This is a genomic window from Ulvibacterium marinum, assembly GCF_003626755.1.
GTDB classification, from domain to species: domain Bacteria; phylum Bacteroidota; class Bacteroidia; order Flavobacteriales; family Flavobacteriaceae; genus Ulvibacterium; species Ulvibacterium marinum.
Window position 1 is genome coordinate 229,938 of sequence record NZ_RBCJ01000003.1, and the last position, 20,492, is coordinate 250,429.

The 20,492-nt window shown below is 40.4% G+C and carries 22 protein-coding genes and 1 tRNA gene; 11 read left to right on the forward strand and 12 right to left on the reverse strand.

Annotated features, from left to right (window positions below; genetic code table 11):
• Positions 1-5 precede the first annotated feature (5 nt).
• Positions 6-929: a helix-turn-helix domain-containing protein gene (locus D7Z94_RS14025; protein WP_120712239.1), complete on the reverse strand. Its 924-nt coding sequence runs from the start codon at positions 927-929 to the stop codon at positions 6-8.
• Positions 930-1,392: 463 nt separating this feature from the next.
• Here D7Z94_RS14025 and D7Z94_RS14030 point away from each other — a divergent pair.
• Positions 1,393-1,477, forward strand: a tRNA-Leu gene (locus D7Z94_RS14030).
• Positions 1,478-1,595: 118 nt separating this feature from the next.
• Here the strand turns inward: D7Z94_RS14030 and D7Z94_RS14035 are convergent.
• From D7Z94_RS14035 to D7Z94_RS14050, 4 genes are all read right to left on the reverse strand, one after another.
• The gene (locus D7Z94_RS14035) at positions 1,596-2,048 is read right to left on the reverse strand and encodes a hypothetical protein (protein ID WP_245967208.1); all 453 of its coding nucleotides are present in this window, start codon (positions 2,046-2,048) and stop codon (positions 1,596-1,598) included.
• A gap of 81 nt (positions 2,049-2,129) precedes the next feature.
• On the reverse strand, positions 2,130-2,501 hold the full coding sequence (locus D7Z94_RS14040) for a hypothetical protein (RefSeq protein ID WP_245967209.1): 372 nt from the start codon (positions 2,499-2,501) through the stop codon (positions 2,130-2,132).
• Positions 2,498-3,052 carry an FMN-binding protein gene (locus tag D7Z94_RS14045; RefSeq protein WP_120712241.1) on the reverse strand — a complete coding sequence of 185 codons (555 nt, stop codon included), beginning with the start codon at positions 3,050-3,052 and terminating at the stop codon, positions 2,498-2,500. The genes D7Z94_RS14040 and D7Z94_RS14045 overlap by 4 nt, the downstream gene beginning before the upstream one ends.
• Positions 3,036-3,962 (reverse strand): DUF6607 family protein, encoded by a 927-nt coding sequence (locus D7Z94_RS14050; protein ID WP_120713134.1) that lies wholly within the window; start codon positions 3,960-3,962, stop codon positions 3,036-3,038. The genes D7Z94_RS14045 and D7Z94_RS14050 overlap by 17 nt, the downstream gene beginning before the upstream one ends.
• 103 nt (positions 3,963-4,065) lie before the next feature.
• On the opposite strand from D7Z94_RS14050, the gene D7Z94_RS14055 reads away from it, so the two are divergent.
• From D7Z94_RS14055 to D7Z94_RS14075, 5 genes are all read left to right on the forward strand, one after another.
• Positions 4,066-6,159 carry a TonB-dependent receptor plug domain-containing protein gene (locus D7Z94_RS14055; RefSeq protein WP_120712242.1) on the forward strand — a complete coding sequence of 698 codons (2,094 nt, stop codon included), beginning with the start codon at positions 4,066-4,068 and terminating at the stop codon, positions 6,157-6,159.
• A gap of 11 nt (positions 6,160-6,170) precedes the next feature.
• Positions 6,171-6,809 carry an HmuY family protein gene (locus D7Z94_RS14060; protein WP_120712243.1) on the forward strand — a complete coding sequence of 213 codons (639 nt, stop codon included), beginning with the start codon at positions 6,171-6,173 and terminating at the stop codon, positions 6,807-6,809.
• An 11-nt stretch (positions 6,810-6,820) separates the two neighbouring features.
• Complete coding sequence (locus D7Z94_RS14065; RefSeq protein ID WP_245967210.1) at positions 6,821-7,258, forward strand: DoxX family membrane protein; 438 nt, start codon at positions 6,821-6,823, stop codon at positions 7,256-7,258.
• Between the two features lie 98 nt (positions 7,259-7,356).
• Positions 7,357-7,722: a hypothetical protein gene (locus D7Z94_RS14070; RefSeq protein ID WP_147415902.1), complete on the forward strand. Its 366-nt coding sequence runs from the start codon at positions 7,357-7,359 to the stop codon at positions 7,720-7,722.
• Positions 7,723-7,936: 214 nt separating this feature from the next.
• Entirely contained in the window at positions 7,937-8,794 is an 858-nt protein-coding gene (locus D7Z94_RS14075) for a universal stress protein (protein ID WP_120712246.1), read from the forward strand.
• 92 nt (positions 8,795-8,886) lie between these two features.
• Here the strand turns inward: D7Z94_RS14075 and D7Z94_RS14080 are convergent, their stop codons facing one another.
• Positions 8,887-9,258, reverse strand: coding sequence for a winged helix-turn-helix transcriptional regulator (locus D7Z94_RS14080; RefSeq protein WP_120712247.1), 372 nt, complete (start codon positions 9,256-9,258; stop codon positions 8,887-8,889).
• 228 nt (positions 9,259-9,486) lie between these two features.
• Here D7Z94_RS14080 and D7Z94_RS14085 point away from each other — a divergent pair, with 228 nt between their 5' ends.
• A complete protein-coding gene (locus D7Z94_RS14085) occupies positions 9,487-10,428 on the forward strand; it encodes an NADP-dependent oxidoreductase (protein ID WP_120712248.1) in 942 nt (313 codons plus the stop codon).
• Between the two features lie 217 nt (positions 10,429-10,645).
• Here D7Z94_RS14085 and D7Z94_RS14090 read toward each other — a convergent pair whose 3' ends face one another.
• Complete coding sequence (locus tag D7Z94_RS14090; protein WP_120712249.1) at positions 10,646-11,788, reverse strand: hypothetical protein; 1,143 nt, start codon at positions 11,786-11,788, stop codon at positions 10,646-10,648.
• Positions 11,789-12,111: 323 nt separating this feature from the next.
• On the opposite strand from D7Z94_RS14090, the gene D7Z94_RS14095 reads away from it, so the two are divergent.
• Positions 12,112-12,807 (forward strand): ABC transporter ATP-binding protein, encoded by a 696-nt coding sequence (locus D7Z94_RS14095; protein WP_120712250.1) that lies wholly within the window; start codon positions 12,112-12,114, stop codon positions 12,805-12,807.
• Positions 12,808-13,188: 381 nt separating this feature from the next.
• Here the strand turns inward: D7Z94_RS14095 and D7Z94_RS14100 are convergent, their stop codons facing one another.
• Genes D7Z94_RS14100 through D7Z94_RS14110 form a run of 3 tightly spaced genes read right to left on the reverse strand, consistent with a single transcriptional unit; the run spans position 13,189 to position 16,099 of the window.
• Positions 13,189-14,550 (reverse strand): sugar porter family MFS transporter, encoded by a 1,362-nt coding sequence (locus tag D7Z94_RS14100; protein WP_120712251.1) that lies wholly within the window; start codon positions 14,548-14,550, stop codon positions 13,189-13,191.
• Positions 14,551-14,608: 58 nt separating this feature from the next.
• The gene (locus D7Z94_RS14105) at positions 14,609-14,845 is read right to left on the reverse strand and encodes a hypothetical protein (RefSeq protein WP_120712252.1); all 237 of its coding nucleotides are present in this window, start codon (positions 14,843-14,845) and stop codon (positions 14,609-14,611) included.
• A gap of 18 nt (positions 14,846-14,863) precedes the next feature.
• Positions 14,864-16,099, reverse strand: a complete 1,236-nt coding sequence (locus D7Z94_RS14110) for a 3-deoxy-D-manno-octulosonic acid transferase (RefSeq protein WP_120713135.1) — start codon at positions 16,097-16,099, stop codon at positions 14,864-14,866.
• Positions 16,100-16,192: 93 nt separating this feature from the next.
• On the opposite strand from D7Z94_RS14110, the gene D7Z94_RS14115 reads away from it, so the two are divergent.
• The 3 genes from D7Z94_RS14115 to D7Z94_RS14125 are packed head-to-tail and all read left to right on the forward strand — an operon-like array spanning position 16,193 to position 18,898.
• Positions 16,193-17,347: a DegT/DnrJ/EryC1/StrS family aminotransferase gene (locus D7Z94_RS14115; RefSeq protein ID WP_120712253.1), complete on the forward strand. Its 1,155-nt coding sequence runs from the start codon at positions 16,193-16,195 to the stop codon at positions 17,345-17,347.
• Between the two features lie 55 nt (positions 17,348-17,402).
• Entirely contained in the window at positions 17,403-18,431 is a 1,029-nt protein-coding gene (gene galE / locus D7Z94_RS14120) for a UDP-glucose 4-epimerase GalE (protein ID WP_120712254.1), read from the forward strand.
• A complete protein-coding gene (locus tag D7Z94_RS14125; protein WP_245967211.1) occupies positions 18,428-18,898 on the forward strand; it encodes a hypothetical protein in 471 nt (156 codons plus the stop codon). The genes galE and D7Z94_RS14125 overlap by 4 nt, the downstream gene beginning before the upstream one ends.
• 56 nt (positions 18,899-18,954) lie before the next feature.
• Here D7Z94_RS14125 and D7Z94_RS14130 read toward each other — a convergent pair whose 3' ends face one another.
• Complete coding sequence (locus tag D7Z94_RS14130) at positions 18,955-19,377, reverse strand: SRPBCC family protein (protein ID WP_120712255.1); 423 nt, start codon at positions 19,375-19,377, stop codon at positions 18,955-18,957.
• Between the two features lie 76 nt (positions 19,378-19,453).
• The gene (locus D7Z94_RS14135; protein WP_120712256.1) at positions 19,454-20,446 is read right to left on the reverse strand and encodes an alpha/beta fold hydrolase; all 993 of its coding nucleotides are present in this window, start codon (positions 20,444-20,446) and stop codon (positions 19,454-19,456) included.
• Between the last annotated feature and the right edge of the window lie 46 nt (positions 20,447-20,492).

Here is a 20,492-nt window from a genome sequence, read left to right on the forward strand (position 1 = left end):
TGTCATTAAATAGTATGCTCTTTTCGATATTGAACAGGGGATGTTCTCGTGTGTTTTTTAAAAAAGTTGCTAAAATGGGCAGTTTCGGAGAATCCCAGTCTATAGGTTATTTCTTTGATAGGCATGGATGAATTTTGCAAGAGGGATTTGGCTTCGGAAATCGTTTTATCGGCAACCCAAGTAGTAACCGTTTTTCCTGTTTTGATTTTGATAATGTTGCTCAAATAGTTGGGATGTAAATTTTGTGCATCCGCATAATCCTGAACTCTAAAAACGGTTTCCGTTTTTCCCGTTATTAAATCACGATAGTGTTTTTCGAGTAGTCGTTTGAACGATTTAACGATTCGTGAACTTCTGTTTCCCTCATAAATGGGATTGTAATTCTGCCAAAAATAGGCCTTGATTTTATAAAGCATCACCGCCAACAAATGTCCGATAATTCTATATGCATCAGCTGATTGATTGATGTATTCGTTGTGAATATTTATATAAACAGGTTCCACTTCGCCATAAAATTCATCGCTTACAACTTTTGGGCTGATGGTTTCAGTCAATAAAAATGGAAATTCGGAAAAGATGTCTTTCCTGACATATTGTTTTAGAAATGTTTCATCAAAAGTAATCAGGTAAATTTCTTCGATTTTTTCCCAACTGAATGTTCGGTAATTGCTCGGGTTGGTGAAGTAGATGGAATGTGGTTCTACCTGAAATGAGTATTCGTCTATAGCATACTTCCCCTTACCGTCTTTTACAAAGAGAAACGAAAAGTAGTCCGGACGGAATGATGGGGATTGATAAGGAAGCGTAAAATTAATATCCTTCAAATTAAGGATAGCGAATCCTTCGGAAGGTTGAATTAAATCCACAGGTAGTCCCAAATGAAGATACAATTCATAGAGTGACTTTGCCTCGGGATTTTCGTTTTTCATTTCCCAGATTTTTTACCTTGAATGTTATACCGCACCGACAAGGTAGTTATTGGCAAATTTAGAGAATCATGGTTTAGGATTAATTAATACATTGGGGCGGAGCTTAAATAGAGATAGATGGTCTCATCAAACGGCCGGTTTAAAGGACTATTTGGTAAAATCACTTGACTTATCCTCAAAGTGTCCCATTCACGGTTTCTTTTAATAGTTTCGTTAATATACCTTTTACAGGACAAATTTGTTAGCTTATTCAGGAGGAAGAGGTTTCAAGTATTGTTGTAATAATTACTTGGAGTAGGTATAACATGGGTAAAATAAATCTTCAAAATGATATAAACAAATTCAATTTTCATTAGACACTAAAATCAGATAAGTTTGATTATCTAGTATTTAGTAAAAACACGCTAGATTTCTCCTAGACTTAGGATTTAAACAAATACAAAGTTCTTAAAATATTGAAAAAGCGGGCGTGGTGGAATTGGTAGACACGCTAGACTTAGGATCTAGTGCCGCGAGGTGTGAGAGTTCGAGTCTCTCCGCCCGCACCACAAGAAAGCTTCTCATAATGGGGAGCTTTTTTTGTTGTAAGCGGTAGCTTTTGTTGCTCGGGTATAACAGCCGTTTAAGAAAAATCAATAGAATTGTGATTCTATCACATTTATAAAATCAGGAACTCTTTCTAACTAACCAATAGAAAATCACAATAACGGAGAGTATAAATGCAATCGTCATTAATCCTCCGGAAATCATGACCACATATTTCATCCAGAGAACACCTTTCCATAAAAAATAAATTCCCCCAAAGGTAATCAGTACAGAAAGCAGGGGCTCAACCAATAGAAATTTTCTAAGGAATCCCTTTGTGGGAGTTGTCATTATTAAAAGGGCCAAAATAAAAAAGATTAGACCCATGGATAAAATATGGCTATGGATAATGTTTAGCAGCTGTTTTTCATTTTTCTTGAATTTCATTTCCTCTGCTTCCAAGTCTTCCTCATTACCCAGATAATTTTCCTGAATACCTTTAGGGCTTGCCTCGGTCGTAACCGATACAAATTGTAATGCCGACAAGAATCCAATACTAAGAACTACCAAAAAAGTACCAAGGAGAACCTTCATCTCTTTTGGGAAATGTTGAATGGAACGATAGAATTGCATTTGGACTATTCAGCTTAATAATGTGATGGAAGAATAGAGGATTTAAATCCCGGGCTCTTTTGGCCCGTACAACAGATTGTCCAACTGTAACTGGAACAGTGTTCCTTCTACCAGATCATGAACGGCATTTAATTCCTTCTTGCTTAAAGCTAATGTGACCTGTGGTGCTGGGGTGTCCAACAAAAGTGCCCGGCACGATTCATTTTGCTGACAATCTTGGCAGAGGGTATGACTTTCCAAGGCGCACTTAATGTTTTTTTGAAAATCCGTTAATTCCTTTCTCGAAAGTAAGAGGCCCGTATCACGGAAGACCAATTGAACCATGTTGATGTCCTTTACACTATTCCTTTTCCATTGAAAGGCCACCCCGAATGGATTATGGTAAATAGGATTGATATCTTGCATATGGTTCATGGGAGTAGTTTTTTTTCTTCTAAAATGGCTACACTTTTTAAAACATTGGCTACCGCCTTTGTCATATTGGAGGCGGAAATGGTAGCTCCGGAGATGGCATCGATATTTTCCGCGTATGTGGGAGTATCGGTAATAGAAAGCCCAATGAATTGTTTTAACCATCGTTGGCTTCCGATTTGTTGCCCGTAATCTTCGCGATAAATCAAGACTTTTGATTTTTTTATGATCAAATCAGGATTGAACATGACGATATAATCGAACATCCGCTTCATACTTGGGGCCTCGCCCAGATATAGGTATCCAACTAAGTCTGTATCCTGGATTATTTTAAAAAGGGAATCACCGTTTAATGTTAAAGGGATAGTATCCTTTAAATCAGATCTGATGGCAATCCTCTTCAACTGAAAGGTTTCGATGCCGTACGTTGAATAAATGGCAGCATCTATTTTCTTTTGTAGCCTAGGGGAAATTTGCAATTCGGAAAACGAAAAACAGAGGAGAACGACCCAGAAGGCAATCAACAAAGAAAAAGGCTTATTTACCTTGTACATCTATTACCGATTTATCGGTCACGAATTTTTGGATGACCTCTTTAATATCCTGTGTTTTGGCCTTCCCTTTTTCCAGGGGATAAAAATGCATAAACAGTGGTTGCCCATCTACCGCTTTGTTGAGGGTCAACGCTCCCTCCCTGTCATACACCTTGTCCCATGATTTGCGGACTTTTCCCCAGAACTTATGGTTGGATTTCCACCAATCCCGGGCAAGCTTACATTTTTCATCGGCTACTTTGGTATAGATGTTATAGCCTTTCTCCTGTGCCAACAACACATCTTCTTCACCATCACCTCGGATTACCTTATCGTTGTCCTGTTCGTGTATCCAGCCATAATCGGTAATTTCCTGTCGGTTGCCGCGGAGCATTACGTTATAATCATTTCTTTTGCTATATTCCCTTCTGGGTAGAGGGGCATCCGTCTTGTTTTCCCAATAATGCTTACCATCTATATGGATCCAAGTTGCCGAACCTGAATACCTGGGACTATCATCTACTTGAAAGACCTTTTGTGTCCATTTACCTTTTACATCTTCCGGGGGAAGTTTTTTGAACTTCCAGGTATTGTCTTTATCATAATAAAAGACATTTTGATTTTCGTACTCCCAATCCTGTCGCCAGTGTTTTACGACCATAGTATCACTGACCACCAAAATGTGTTGTATAGATAACTTGTTGTTTTTATCCTCTATGAGTTGGGCCCATTCCAGTGCAGCGGCCGTATAATCGTGGTGTTTTTCATAATCGATTTCAGGAGCAAATGTCTCCGTATACTTGAACTTGATTTCATAACAACCACACATATCCTTAATGGATTTGATGTCCTGCTGCTTTTTGTTTTCCTGTGCAAGAATCGAGAGGCTGAACATAACGGACAGCAGCCCAAAAAGAGCTAAATTTTTCATAATCATGGGTTTTAATTGATATCCAAAATTCTTCTCCAAAAATAGTATTTTTATTTAGATTGATTAAAAATAACGCATATATTTGTCAAAATAATTATGTAGAATGGATCTAAATAAGGTTTTCATCCTTGTTTTTATTGGGGTTCTGGGAACATCAATTTTTGGTCAGGAAATGACCATGGAAAATGATTCCATACCCATAGAGGATTTGGACGAGGTAATCGTTACCGCCACCCGTACGTTGAGGCAGCTCTCTTCTCTACCACTGCCCGTTACCTTAATTTCCAAAACACAGTTACAGAAAACCGGAGTCATCCGTTTGGACGAAATACTCAACGAGCAGACCGGAATTATCACGGTGGCCGATGAAAGCGGATTTGAGGGCGTACAAATACAGGGTATCGCCTCGGATTATGTACTTATTCTTATCAATGGGGTGCCTTTGGTAGGAAGGTCCGCTGGTAATTTGGATTTAAGCAGACTCACCATCGGTAACATAAAACAAATAGAAATCGTAAAAGGCCCCTCCTCCAGTCTATATGGTTCCGAAGCATTGGGCGGGGTAATCAATATCATCACGGAAACTCCAAAGGACGGAGACTTGCATGGTGACATTTCATATAGGTTCGCTTCGTTCAATACGCACGATGCCAATATTAACCTGAGCCAAAAATTAGATAAACTTGGCTATTCGTTTTTTGCCAATACCCTGCATAGTGATGGTTATGATCTGCAACCTGAGACCCAAGGGCAAACGGTATCCCCTTTCAACAATTATACGTTCAATGGTCAGGTATTTTACGATTTTTCCAATCGATTAAAACTATTCGCCTCCGGCCGACATTATCAACAGCAACAGCAGGCTGATCTCTTTGTAAACGATGAGATGTTTGAAGGGGATAGTGATATTGACGAGACCAACGCACATCTGAGGTTTAATCATAAGGCCAACGATAAATGGGCTCTGGAATACGAGTTCTACTACACCAATTACAAGGCATCCGAAATCTTGCAAAGCCCGATTACCGATGATGTATTCAGCCAAAGTAATTTTGATCAAAATCTGGTGAGGCCAGAAATTAGAGCCACGTATACCTTCAAACCAAAACATGCACTTACCACTGGGGCGGGTTACAATCATGAGAATCTGGATAGTACATTTTTTGATGAAAAAGTGGTCTTCGATTCTCAGTACGTCTTTGCCCAATATGATTTTTTTCCATGGGAAAAACTAAACCTGATTCTTGGCGCACGCTTTGACAATCATAGCGAATACCAGTCCCAGTTTAGCCCCAAAGCCTCGGCCAACTTTCAATTGAGCGAAGCCATTTCGGTAAAGGGTTCCATAGGTTATGGCTTTAAAGCCCCTGATTTTAGGCAACTTTATTTTGATTTTACCAATTCTGCGGTCGGTTATACAGTACTGGGCTATAACGTTGCCATAGAAAAAGTCCAGGAATTGGAAACCCAGGGACAATTGACCGACATCCTTTTTGACCTATCCGAATTGGAGGAACCCTTGGAAGCGGAAAGTTCCATTGGGTACAATTTGGGTGCCGGTTATGCAATGGGAAACGTAAAACTGAATCTCAACTTTTTTCGAAACGATTTTAAAAACTTAATTGATACAAGGGCCATTGCCAGACGGACCAATGGACAAAATGTATTCAGCTATGCCAATTTTGACCGGATCTATACTACCGGTTTTGAAATGGATGCCAGTTATAGCTTTAACAAACAATTGACCTTTACCGCAGGCTATCAGTTACTATATGCCAAGGATAAGGAAAAAAAGGTGGCCTTGGAACGGGGCGAGGTATTTGCGCGCGACCCTCAAACCCTGCAGACCATAGCTTTGGACAACTCGGATTATTTTGGGCTCGTCAACCGTTCCAGGCACACCGCCAACTTTAAGGTATTCTATGATGTTCCCCAATGGGACTTCAATATCAACATCCGAATAAACTATAGAAGCAAATACGGACTTTTCGATGGCAATGGTAATGGAATCTTGGACGATTTTGACACCACTTTTGTGGATGGCTACGCCCTTGCCAATCTGGCATTGAACAAAACCTTTTCGAAAAAGTACACCTTACAATTGGGGGCCAACAACCTCTTTGATTATAAGGACGAGGAGAATATACCCGGCCTTGCCGGAATACTGCTATTTACTAAAATCAATTTTAAATTCTAAAAACAATTCCAATGAAAATTATGATTAAATTCTTTACTATACTTTTTGTCGCTTTTGTATTTGTTTCGTGTAGCGACGATGATAATGGCCCTGAGCCCTTGGCTGTAGAAAGTAAAACAGCGACCAACATTCCTGCCCCACAAACGGGAGGACAACCCACCTCAGATCCTATAGGCGGCCCATTTACAAAGTTCAGTTTTTCAACCGGTGCCGTCACTACAAGTGAAACGGAATGGGATATTGCTTTTAGGGGTACTACAATAGCTGTTAATGGTGGAGCGGCTACAGGTACCAATGATGAACCTGAAAGAAATGGTGAAGCCGGGGCCTTTGTAGCAACAGGTACTTTTGCAAGTATTACGGATGCTGCAAGTTACACCTTTGCGCAAGATTCTGATAGTGGTTTTGCCATCCTTACAGGAAGCGATAATGGATGGTATAACTATACTCCTTTTCCTGTAAACGTAATTTCCCCCATTCCTGGACGGGTTTTGGTGCTTAGGACCCATGATGGGAAATATGCGAAGCTGGAGATATTGAGTTACTATAGGGATGCACCTGCAGAACCTGACGGCATGGCTGACGAAGCCCGTTTTTATACCTTCAATTACGTGTACAATCCCAACGAAGGGCAAACCACCTTGGAATAATGGGAAAGCCTGTGAAAATAGTATTCATAATTTTTCGCTTGATTTTGGGTGGAATGATGCTCTATGGTGGGATACAAAAATTCCAAAGACCTTTACCTTCTCCTGTGGAAGTGGTGGAAAAAGCGGAAAAGTTTGCCGCGCCCGAAAAGGAAAATACGCTACAAAAGATATTGTATATCAGCGGAGCAAAACAGACAGGCTATTTCTGGCAGGTCTTGGGCATTTGTGAATTGTTGTTCGGTCTATTGTTGTTACTTCAGGGAACCAGTTTGGTAGGTGCCTTCTTTCTCTTGCCTATTACATTACACATTTTTTTGTTCCATGTATTTCTTGAGTCCGATGAGGTGGGAGAACTTCTGGAAACAGGCGGATTGTTTCTAATCAATATTCTTTTGGTTCTGAAGGAAAAGGATAAGTGGAAACATTTGTTATGGATAAAACCGATTTGAGTTTGAGTTAGTTGGGGCCGGAAATTTATCAGGTTTGGTTTCCGGCCTTTTTAATCACTTTAACAAACCTTGGAATCCATTACAAACGGACTAAAAATATGGAACTACTCTACCAAAATGATTACGGTGCAACTTACAGAATTTTTCGTAGCCCCAACCCCTCCTGTGAGATTCAGCTGATCATTGACACCGCCGGCCTCTTTATGTCCCGTTCGGACTTGGACCACCTGCTCAAAATTGTTCTTAAATCCCATGGGTCATCATGTACATGCCCAGAATGTGGTGGAGATCGTTGCAACAAAATATGGTGCACCAATCCTTTAATGGATATCCACCTTAAGGTGGACGAACGTATCCTTTTTTTATTGGAAGACCTTATTAAAGGAACCCTGTTTATCTTGGATATGGAATCTACCTTAGAAGAACATCTTCTCAAGCCGAAGAATGACGGGGAATGGAAATAGAACCGGAGTTGGAGGGTTTAAAAATCTGACTGAACCGGTTCAATATGGGGCAAAATATAGGAAGTAATATAGGTAACGAATGCATGATCAAGTCTACCCATTATAGTAATCTGCTTTGATAGTCCTAAAAATAAGAAGCTGACCATAGTCATTTCCTAAAAGTGTTTTCCGATTTATTTTGGTGGCTTAACAACCCATAAAAACACAAACTGTCGTGAAAAGAATACTATTGCCCACAGATTTTTCCGAAAACGCTTATAATGCCATCGATTATGCCTTAAATCTTTTTAAAGAAGAGGCATGCTCTTTTTATCTGCTACACGTGTTCTCTCCATCCATTTACTATGAAGAAAGAACATTTTATGATGATAGGAAAATGCCTTTGGACGATGAAAACCAAATAGATTCACTACGGCAATTGAATGAACTACGGGAACGAATTTTGAAGAAATTTAAAAACCCCAAACACATATTTGTCCCGCACTCTACGTTGGGCTTCCTTGTAGATGAAATTGGAACTATGATAGAAAAGGAAGAGATAGACTTGGTTATCATGGGAACAAAGGGAGCTACAGGGGCAAAAGAAGTCCTCTTTGGTACCAATACGGTGGATGTCATCAAAAAAATAGAATGTCCGGTAATTGCGGTTCCATCCAATTATATTTTTAAGATTCCTGGGAATGTATTGTTTCCGACCGATTATGAAATTGATTACCGAAAAGAACAGCTCGCAGAACTACTAAATATTGCCAACGAATACAACTCAGCAATCCATATATTACATATAGGAGGGAGTTCTAATCTTAGTGAACAACAGGTGTCGAACAAATTGAAACTGCAAAAAATAGTAAAAGGGAATTCTTTATTCTATGATATTCCCAACGGTAATACTGTTGAGGGAATCTATAAATTTCAGGCAAAGAACCCTATGGATTTTTTGATCATGATACAAAACAAGCGCACTTTTTTGGAGCGCCTTTTTATAAAATCGATTGTAAAGAAAATTGGGTTTACTATTACCATTCCTTTTATGGTATTACCACATTGGAGCAAAAAAGGGGATACACAATGACTTTTTCCAACTTTATTGCAATACTTTTTGAGTTTGGAGTTGGCAAAACATATGGGAACAAGTTTTAGTTGATCGATTTAATACTACTAAATTCATTCCTCAATAAATGTTCCCTTTTCTTGGACCACGGTCATGCCCCATTCAGCTATGGATGTCAAAATCGGAACCAAACTTTCACCGAACGGGGTAAGGGCATATTCCACTTTTAATGGTGGTTTTTTTGTATAGACTTTCCGGGAGATCAAGCCATCTTTTTCCAGTTGTTTAAGCTGCAAACTCAACGTACGTTCTGTAATGGTAGAAATTAATTTTCGCAATTCATTATACCGTTTCTTTCCGTCGATAAGATAAACCAATATCACGCTTTTCCACTTCCCTCCGATAAATTCCATAGCAATGCTGGTGGTACAGGAAAACAATTTGTCATTGTATTTTATCAGTCGTCTTTCATGTTGTTTTGCCATATGTGCCAAAATATAGGAACCAAAATTAGAATACTATATAGAATTATGCAACTATACTTAATATAGTAATTATTGAAGTTTTATATATCTGAATATCAAATATATAAATTATAATTGGTTATTTTTTTAATACTATCATTTTTGACCGTTATTGTGAGATTTGAAAACCCAAATTACTTTTGTCACTATACTTTTTATAGTTTAACAGTCACAGCTAACACAAAAAATATGAAGGCAATAGTATTGGAAGAAACAGGAGGAGCTGAAAATCTGACCATCAAGGATATTGAAAATCCTGTGGCTAAGGAAAATGAGGTGTTAATAGCTGTAAAAGCTATCAGTGTTAATCCCGTTGATTATAAGGTACGCGCCAATGATGAGGTGCTTCAAAAGATATGTGGGGGACAAGCCCCCATAATTCTGGGTTGGGACGTAGCAGGAAAAGTGGTAGCCATAGGTAACGGTATTTCCCAATATAAAGTGGGCGATGAAGTTTTTGGGATGCTAAATTTTCCTGGAAGAGGAAATGCCTATGCCGAGATTGTGGCTGCTCCGGAAGACCATATCGCAAAAATGCCCAAGAACCTATCTTTTGAAGATGCGGCGGCAACGACTTTGGCCGCATTGACCGCCCTACAGGTTTTACAGGGCAAGGTTCAAAAAGATGACAAGGTGCTTATACATGCCGGATCTGGAGGCGTTGGTCATTTTGCGATTCAAATTGCCAAATGGTTGGGCGCTTATGTGATTACGACCAGCTCGGCCAAGAATAGGGATTTTGTTTTGGCCTTGGGTGCGGACGAACATATAGACTATAGAGCACAGGCCTTTGAAAATGTCGTTAGGGATATAGATTTTGTCTTTGATATGTTCAATGGGGATATCTTGCTAAACTCGGTCAAAGTGGTAAAGAAAGGAGGCTCCATCGTTTCCATACCAACACCGGAGTTTTCCGATGAAATCATGAATTTGGCCAAAGAACGCAATGTCCATGTTTCTAATCTTTTGGTACAATCTAATGGAAATGATATGAATACGCTTAAAGGCCTGTTGGAAAGTGGAGCTATCAAACCACAGGTTTCCAAAACTTTTCCTTTTGACCGTATGGCGGAGGCACATCAACAGCTGGAAAGTGGTAGGACCGTGGGAAAAGTAGTGGTTACCTTATAAATGGACATGCTTATGGTATCAATAAAAGAAGTTAAGGGCGCATTAACTTTTGAAAGTTACCGTTTTCCAGGCCATTGTTGTTAACTTGGCGGCTGGCTTTCTTTCTTTTATTCGGGGCTTTGTACCTCCCCAAGATTTATACTTTGTCAATGCCGTTAAAGTCTGTGATTACTTCCTTTGCTTGTTTCATCGTCTGGCATAGGTTTCTGGACAATCCTTATTTTAAGTCTTCATCCAGGACTTGGATATCAAGTGATGCTCTTTCGCCGGTTGCCATCCAGAAGTTATAGGTATTGCCCCAATACCCATCCGGTGTTCCCTGCCTGGCAAAGTTTTCCAAGTGCCGGCTGATGGTATCACTCTGATCTTCACCGATTTTCGTAGTAGAGATTATTACGGCTAAGGCCTTAAATGATTTCTGTGAATTTTGAACGGACGGGACACGTTCCCCATGTTGAGTGATAAGATCGGCATTGGTTAGGGTCGTAATAGCATCCGCTGTAAATTGTCCGAATGCACTTCCTCTTTCAGGGTTTTCAGCTACCTGGATCGATTCCAACTCCCCTGAACTTATAAGGCCCATGGCATACAGTTCTATATTGCTGTAGGGAACAGAATTGCCCCCATTGGCATTTGGGCCAAATCCGTTCTTGCCATTTAATTTGCCCTGATAGGTATTATTGCCTAGATCTATGAGTTCATCAAAACCGCCTAATTGCCCACCGGCACTGGAATATCCCCAATGCCCACCAATGGTAGTCGGAATAAAGCTGTGGTTGCTCCAATAATGGGCAATTTCGTGTAGAAATGGACCGTTGACGATATACTCCGTCCGAGGCATATGGATTACACTTTTCAGCGTACCAAGAGAACCATATTCCGGGGTGCCTTCATAGAGGGACATACCAAGACCCTGAACGTCATTTTTGACCTTGTAGGACCTGCCATAATATAGGCCATCCGGCTGCTGCTCTTCTACGGATAGAATAAATATAAAATCAAAATCATCATTAAAATGTTCATATACTTTTTGAGATACCATTTTTACATCCCCTTCGCCTTCCAAAAACTTATTGTACTCATTGTTCGACAAAACAAAATTTACCAGTCTTCGATTATCCTCCAAGACAAAATTTTCTTCAAACACAATGGCCCCCGAAGTATCCGGATTTTCATCAACATCATTGTCAGTACCATCGTTATTTTCTGTGTCGTCCGAAATTTGCGAATTATCGATAACTTCAATAGTGTCTTCATTGTCCGTGCTACAAGAACTATTTAACAATACCATAGAAAATAAGAAAATGGGGAGAAAGATTTTCACAAAACTCTCTGTAAGGCTCAAAGAAGTACTTTTCATAGGTGTTCATTTAAAGATTCAGGTAAGATTATAACGTATGGAAGAGGTGCTTATTTTGTCGGGGTAGGGCTTTTAGTGTCCCCAAGACGGTTCTCAAACGAATAAAAAGTCTTATTCACCCAAGTAACGTTTCTGATTCATTGCACCCCCAAAAACAGTAAGGATCAAAAGGATCCTTTGCTTGTATGATGAGCCAAAAACTTTGAAAATGGGATAAGTGGTATAGATGAAAAGAAAAAAATATGAATAAAACTGTCACTAAATCGAAAAAACGAAGTCTTTACTTATAGAACTACGGTTCTATAACATCAATCAATCAAAAAATGATACAGATCCAAAATCTAAGAAAGAGCTTTAGAACCGAGGAGGTAGAGACCTTGGCTCTAAACAATGTAAACATGAAAATTGAAGATGGCGAGTTCGCCGCCATTATGGGACCTTCCGGTTGTGGAAAATCAACACTGCTTAACATTATTGGAATGTTGGACAATCCTACCGAAGGAAGTTATCAATTTGCCGGTCATGAAGTAAGTGGGCTGAAGGAACGCCAGCGCACGGAATTACGTAAGGGCAACCTGGGCTTTGTTTTTCAAAGCTTTAACCTTATCGATGAACTTACGGTTTTCGAAAATGTGGAACTTCCACTTATTTATTTAAAAATAAAGAAAGCGGAACGTCGGGAAAAAGTGATGAACGTACTGGAGCGAATGAAAATAGGTCATCGTGAGAAACATTTTCCACACCAATTATCCGGGGGTCAGCAACAACGTGTGGCAATTTCAAGGGCCGTGGTGACCAATCCGAAATTGATACTTGCGGATGAGCCTACAGGTAACTTGGATTCCAAGAATGGAATCGAAGTTATGAACCTTCTGACCGAATTGAACCAAGAGGATACGACCATAGTGATGGTTACCCACTCGGATCGGGACTCGCATTACGCGCATCGGGTTATCAATTTATTCGATGGGCAAATCGTAGCCGAAAATCAGAATAGGGCTATAGGTGCATTGGTTTAAATAAAATCTAAAAGAAAAAGCCCTTCAAATTTGAAGGGCTTTTTGGCTTTTGTCAAAATCAATACATAAACAATTCATAGGGAAGTCTTAAATTTGGGGGAATTGAACTTCTTGGTCTAAAAGAATCCAAGGGCTGCTAGAATTAGGCAGACAACTACAGCTAAGAGGATGGCAACCAAAACTACCACCATCACACTGAGGAAGCCGTTCAAGACCCTAGCACCAAAAGTGATTTCCTCTTCCATGATTAGTTTATTTATCACAATGTATAGAATAATTGACTAAAAACCAAGGATTTAGAAGGGTATTTCGACCAATTGCGCTGCCTTTAGTATATTCTCTCGGTATACGGTTTGTTTAATCGGTAAAGGGATATAAGTCCTATTGTTCACTACTTTTTTTGCCTCCGCTTAGCTTTGAGCTCAATTCTTCCAAGGAAACACCTTTGGTCTCTGGCATCATGAAGAGTACAAAGATTAATTGTAGGACCATCATTCCAGAGAAGAAAATAAATATGGGCCACGGATTGTCCTTGAAAATACCATTTTCGGCATCTAGAAAAATGGGGGTTACTAAAGTAATGAGTGCCGCAAATACCCAGTGGGTTCCCGTTCCCCAGGATTGACCAAAAGCCCTGACCTTATTGGGGAAAATTTCTGAAATAAAGACCCAGATCACAGCTCCTTGACCTACTGCGTGTGAAGCAATGAAAATGAGTACAAAAGTTAATAGCAATGTGGAACTGGCTCCACTATAAAAGCACCATCCTACCATGGCAAGGCTTACAATGTAGCCTACGGAACCAATTTTCATCAGTTGTTTCCTGCCCAATCTATCGATCAACCAAACCCCTACAAAAGTAAATATCAGGTTTACGATTCCGATGGAAATAGAACTGAAAAGTGATTCCTGTGCCGCAAGCCCGGCCCTTTCCAAGATTTCCGGAGCGTAGTACAGTACAAAGTTGATACCCGATAACTGATTGAAAAAAGCAATAAGAAAGGCAAGTATCAAAGGGGTCTTATACCGTTTTGAAAAAAGTTTTTCCCCTATCCGGGTAACCGAGATACTTTCTTTGATTTCCTGGAGCTTTGCCGAAGCTTGATTTTCACTGAATAATAGCTTCAAGGTCTTTAATGCACCTTCATCATCCTGTTTTGTAATGGCCAACCATCGTGGGCTATTGGGTATTTTAATGACCATGATCGTATAGAGAATGGCAGGAATAGCTTCTACGCCCAACATCCAACGCCAATCATTGGAGCCGCCAAAGCCCTGCAAAAGGTAATTGGAAATGAAGGCAACAAGTATTCCCAGTACGAGATTGAATTGATATAACGCCCCAAGTTTTCCCCGATTTTCAGGAGATGAAATTTCCGAAATATAGATAGGAGCTGCCACGGATGAAGCACCTACCCCAAGCCCTCCGATAAATCGAAAAAAGGAGAAAGTATACGGGTCTGGAGCTATAGCGGACCCTAATGCGGAAGCGGCGTAAAGGATACCGATCCAGAATAGGGTTTTCTTTCTACCAAAACGGTCACAGGGAATACCCCCAAATAGTGATCCGATAACCGTACCCCACAGGGCCATGGACATTATGAAAGTACCATGGAACCATGGCGAGGTATTCCAAAGTTCTTTTATAGGAAGGTTTGCCCCACTGATTACCACGGTATCAAAACCAAATAAAAATCCGGATAGTGCTGCGGTCAGCGAAATTCGAAAAAGCTTGGAATTCATAGGTTCGGTTTGTCGATTTCGGTAAAGCTAACAAAAAAAACCAAACCGTTTGTAAACATCAATCCAATGTGGCAACACTCGGTTTTAGGGTGTCCAAGGCATTGGGTTTTTTCTTTTTTTTCAGTAGACTATCGGGAATCTTTTTGGGCGCTGATTTTTGGAAATCCGGTTTTTCGATTGCCGGTGCCGTTTGCTCATTGGGATGTAACTTCCTTCTTTCCCCAAGGTTCTCCCCACAAGAAAGTAAGACCATACAGGATATGACCAAGAGCATAAAAATTTGGGAAAACTTCATATGTCAACGTAACGGGATTCAAAGTAATGTACGGATATAATGCATTATTTGGACGCCTGCGCCTTTTTTTTCGGCGACATATGTGGCATTGATTTGCCCTGTATTTTGGAGATAATCTTTGTCCTTTAGGAGACTATTAAGCATGTTGGAAAACTCCAGGGAATTTTTAACCACCAAGATTCCGCCACGGTCTACCAATTCCTCGGCCTCATTGAAACCTTCATATTGTGGGCCTATGATTACAGGTGTACCGAATACTGCAGGTTCCAGCGTGTTGTGAAGGCCAGTGGCAAAACCACCACCTACATAGGCAATGTCCGCGTAGCTATAGATTTTGGTCAATAGGCCTATGGTATCCACGATTAGCACCTCAAAACCGGAAAGGTCTTTCCCCGCTGTTTCAGAATACAACACAACCTTCTTTTGAAACGACTTTTTTAAGCTGTGGATATGGTTTTCCTTTATATTATGTGGGGCCAAAACGTACTTCATCGGTTTTTGCGAGGTGTTGATGAATTCCGTTATGATTTCCTCGTCTTCGGGCCATGTGCTTCCACCAATAAAACAGAGATCGGATCCCTTAAAATCCACCAGAAAAGATAGATGATTGTCCTGCTTCAAAATTTCCGATACCCTATCGAACCGAGTGTCACCACTTACGGTAACATTGTAAAAATTAAGGGACTCTAAAAGGCTCTTTGAATGTGCATCCTGGACAAAGAAATGGGTGAACGTTTTCAGGGCTTTTCGCATGAATCCCCCATAGGCTTTAAAATAAATCTTTTCCTTTTTGAATATTGCCGAAATCAAAAGCGTGGGGATTTCCTTCTTCGCCAGCAATTTCAAATAATTCGGCCAGATTTCATACTTCACGAACAGCACCAATTTCGGATTAACGGTTTGTAAAAAACGTTTTGCATTTTTTTGGGTGTCCATGGGAAGATAGGTAACCATATCCGCAGCAGCAGTGTTCTTCTTTACTTCATAACCGGAGGGTGAAAAAAAGGTCACCAATATTTTAAAATCGGGATATTCCAATTTCAATTGTTTTAGTATGGGCAATCCCTGCTCAAATTCGCCCAAAGAGGCCACATGCATCCAAATGATCTTGTCCTGTTTTGAAATCGACTTTTCAAGGATATCAAAAGTCCGTTTCCTGCCCTCTACGAAAAGTTTGATCTTGGGATGAAAGATTTCCGTTAACCTTAGAAAAAACCAAGCAATATGGACAGCAAAAGTATAGAGAAGGTACACTAGACAATCGTTTGCAGCTAAATTACGGTTCTTTCCATAAATGCATAACCTACCTTGCCTATTTTTGTACCTTTGCGTTTTCAAACCGTTTCCATGCGAAAGATTCAAATGGTAGACCTGGGCGGTCAGTACCAGCCCATTAAGGAACAGATCAATAGTTCCATTGCCCAAATTTTAGAAAATTCGACTTTCATCAACGGCCCCGAGGTCCATACTTTTCAAAAAGAGCTGGAAGACTATCTTGGAGTAAAACATGTTATTCCTTGCGCCAATGGTACCGATGCACTACAAATTGCCATGATGGGCCTTGGATTGCAGCCCGGGGACGAGGTTATTACGGCGGACTTCACCTTTGCGGCGACCGTGGAGGTAATCGCATTGTTGCAGTTGACGCCTGTTTTGGTGGATGTGGAACCCGATTCTTTTAATATCGACATTGCCGCCATAGAAAGAGCCATTACTCCAAGGACCAAGGCCATTGTTCCTGTGCACCTTTTTGGGCAATGTGCCGATATGGATGCGCTACTAAAATTGGCCGAAAAGCATAAGCTACATATTATAGAGGACAATGCCCAGGCGATAGGGGCGGATTATATTTTTCCGGATGGTACCAAACAAAAAGCTGGAACTATAGGACATGTAGGCTGTACCTCTTTTTTTCCTTCCAAAAATTTGGGAGCCTATGGAGATGGAGGTGCTATTTTCACGAATGACGATGATTTGGCACACACTATCCGAGGAATGGTCAACCATGGGATGTATGAACGTTACCATCATGATGTGGTAGGCGTCAATTCCCGTTTGGATTCTATTCAGGCCGCCGTACTTAGGGCCAAACTGCCCAAACTGGATAGTTATTGCGACGCGCGTAGGGACGCGGCCAGAAAGTATACCCAGGCTTTTGAAAATCAGGAACATATCATCGTGCCAAAAACGGTTAACCGTTGTGAAGGTATTTGTGATACCTGTGATTGCCATGTATTCCATCAATATACGTTACGGATTACCAACGGAAGGAGGGATGCGCTGGCACAACATTTGGGTGAAAAAGGAATACCGTGCGGCATTTATTACCCAATCCCGCTTCACAAACAAAAGGCCTATGTGGATGAACGCTATGACGAGGCAGATTTTCCGGTAACCAATCAACTGGTCCAGGAAGTAATTTCCCTGCCCATGCATACGGAATTGGACGACGAGCAGATAGCCTACATTACGGATACAGTCCTACAATTTGTAAACCATTGATTTTTACACACTCCGTAACACAATCGACAAACTTCAACCTAAAACAATATAGTCCATGAAAATACTTGTAACCGGAGGTCTCGGATTTATAGGTTCCCACACTGTGGTGGAACTTCAAAATGAAGGCTTTGAAGTAGTCATAGTTGATGATTGTTCCAATGCGGATGAAAAAGTTTTACAGGGTATTATTTCAATTACCGGAAAGGTGCCGATTTTTGAAAAACTGGATTTGCGGGAAAAAGAGAGAGTACAAGATTTTTTCAGTCTTCATCCAGATATAGAGGGCGTCATCCATTTTGCGGCTTCCAAAGCGGTAGGTGAAAGTGTGGAGAAGCCTTTGCTCTACTATGAGAATAATCTAGGTACATTGGTATATCTGCTACAGGAACTTTCCAAAAAGGGAAAATCGAGCTTTATTTTCAGTTCATCCTGTACGGTATATGGCCAGGCGGACAAAATGCCCATTACCGAAAATGCTCCGGTAAAACCTGCCGAATCACCCTATGGCAATACCAAGCAGATCGGGGAGGAAATCATTCGCGATACCTGTAAGGTGACTCCAAATTTACAAGCCATTTCCCTACGTTATTTCAACCCTATGGGAGCCCATCCCAGTACGGAGATCGGGGAACTGCCCATTGGCGTGCCCCAGAATCTGGTCCCCTTTATTACGCAGACAGGGATAGGGCTTAGGGAACAACTTTCCGTGTTCGGGGACGATTATCCTACAGAGGATGGTACCTGCGTTCGGGATTATATCTATGTGGTAGATTTGGCCAAGGCCCATGTAGTTGCCCTGCAGCGATTACTGGAAGGGAAAAATAGGGATAATTACGAGGTTTTTAATGTAGGTACGGGAAAGGGAAGTACGGTACTACAGGTCATTCAAAGTTTTGAGCAGGTATCCGGTAAAAAACTGAACTATCAAATTGTGGGTAGACGTGCGGGGGATATCACCTCTGCCTATGCAGATACTACCAAGGCCAATGAAATTTTAGGTTGGAAAGCAAAATACACCTTGGATGAGGCCATGAAGTCCGCTTGGGACTGGGAACAAAAGGTTAGATCAGGAGTGGTTGAGTGATCAAGGAGGATTCTTTGTCCCGTAAATCAGCTCTAAAAACCATAGGGAACGTTTTTGTACTTCGCAACGCAATTACATCAATTATGTGGAAATACTTCATTGCTTGGGCACCCATGATTTTCATTGCTATCGCCAATGGAATATTCCGGGAAAAATTCCTTGCCGGTCGACTAAGGGAACTAGCTGCTCATCAAGTATCAACCGTCACATTAGTAATATTATTTGGAATTTATATTTGGATAGTAATTCGAAACTGGAAACCGGAGTCCACCGAACAAGCAATTACCATTGGTCTACTTTGGCTAGGTCTTACGGTCTTGTTCGAATTTCTATTCGGACACTATGTCGCCGGTCATTCCTGGAGTAAGCTGTTCCAAGATTATAATATTTTAAAGGGTCGAGTCTGGATAATTGTACTCGTTTGGGTAACCATAGCACCATACATCTTTTATCGACTTCAGAAGTAAATTAGCTTAAAAGGGCTTGTTTTTTAACTCAGTTCTTTGTTGTAGTGAGTTTTTAGCTAATTATCTGCATAGCCTTGATTCCAAGTTCTTTTCGGATCGTGGTTTCTTAAATCACATTGGAAGTCGGCCACTGCCTTAAGATTCATCAATACGGATATCCATCCGGCATGTACCTCCAAGAAATTACTTTCAGGTACGTTTTCATTAATTAGGGTAAGGTCGGTTCCATCATTTTCAGCCTGCTCCAATTGAAATTTTACCACGCTATCGAAATAGTCCAAATGAAATTCTTTGTTGTGGACTTTTTTTAGAATTCGACCGTCATAGGTTTGGCCATTGGGAAATAAGAAATGAATTACACCATCCTCTTCTGTTGCTTTTTCCGACCAGAATTTTGACCTTCCCTCGGAAGTAACTAGCAAATCAAAGACATCATTTGGGTTGGATTTTAAATGGATTTTCCATGTAATTGTTTTCATTTTCCCTTAAGATTTTAAAAGGACGGTAGCGGTCCGGTATAAAAATCGGTTATGGTTTTGCATTACTGACAATGGTTTATTGATTCAAGTGTTTTCTTAATGTTCCGGTGAATTCCTTTGACTGATCGATCCATGGCATATGTCCAGCATTTTTTATACTTGTCATTGTGATTCTTGAGACTTCCTTGGTCCATTTTTTATATAGTCCATTTCCAAAATCCAGCCAATCGTGGTCTCCGATAATAATACCAATAGGGTATGTTTGTTTTTCGAATGTTGTAAAGTAGTTCCAGCCATTTTTAGGGTAAGTATTAGCTGTTAAATCATAAACTTTGCCTTTATATAATCCCTTTCCGTTGCTTAATTCAGTCCACTTTGAAATATCATATAGCATCAACTTTCCAAAGTTGATTCTAGATTTTATTGTTTTTTCCTTTGAATTTAGAAGGGAATCGGCTCTCATTAGGCCATATTTTTCCAGTTCTTTTCCTACTTCAACCCTGTTTTGAAATTCCTGGTTTGCCAAGAATTGTTGATGCTGGATATCTTTGTCCGCTTCCGGAAACGGTTCCTTAAGATGTGCGGGGCTAACCAATATAAGTTTTTTGACGTGTTTTGGATATTTTGAAGCATACGCCGAAGCTAAAACTGCCCCCATAGAATGTCCAACGATGGTCATCTTTTCAAGATCCAACTCCTTTCGGAGTAGTTCTAGATCATTAATGTGCTGACTAAATGAAATTAGGGAATCAGGAAATGGCGATCTCAATGAACCTCTTTGTTCGTAAAAGATAAACCTAAATTCATTTTGTAGTTCTGTTATTGACTTTACTAGCCCACTATGTTCGGCACCCCAGCCTCCGTGAAGCATGATTACCGGTTTGGTCCCGGTTCCAATTTCCCTCACATAGATTTGTGGGTCATTATCCCAGTCGCCGGTAGATAGAAACCATTGGTTTATTGTTTGTTCGTCCGATTCTTTTTGAGCACTCCCTTTTGCCAAGAATGTTAAACCAATCACCAAGATTATAACTATTCTAAATGGTTTGGTACTATGCATAAATTTCATTTTCTAAAGTTTTCACTTTAGAGATACTATTTTAAGAAGTTTGTTA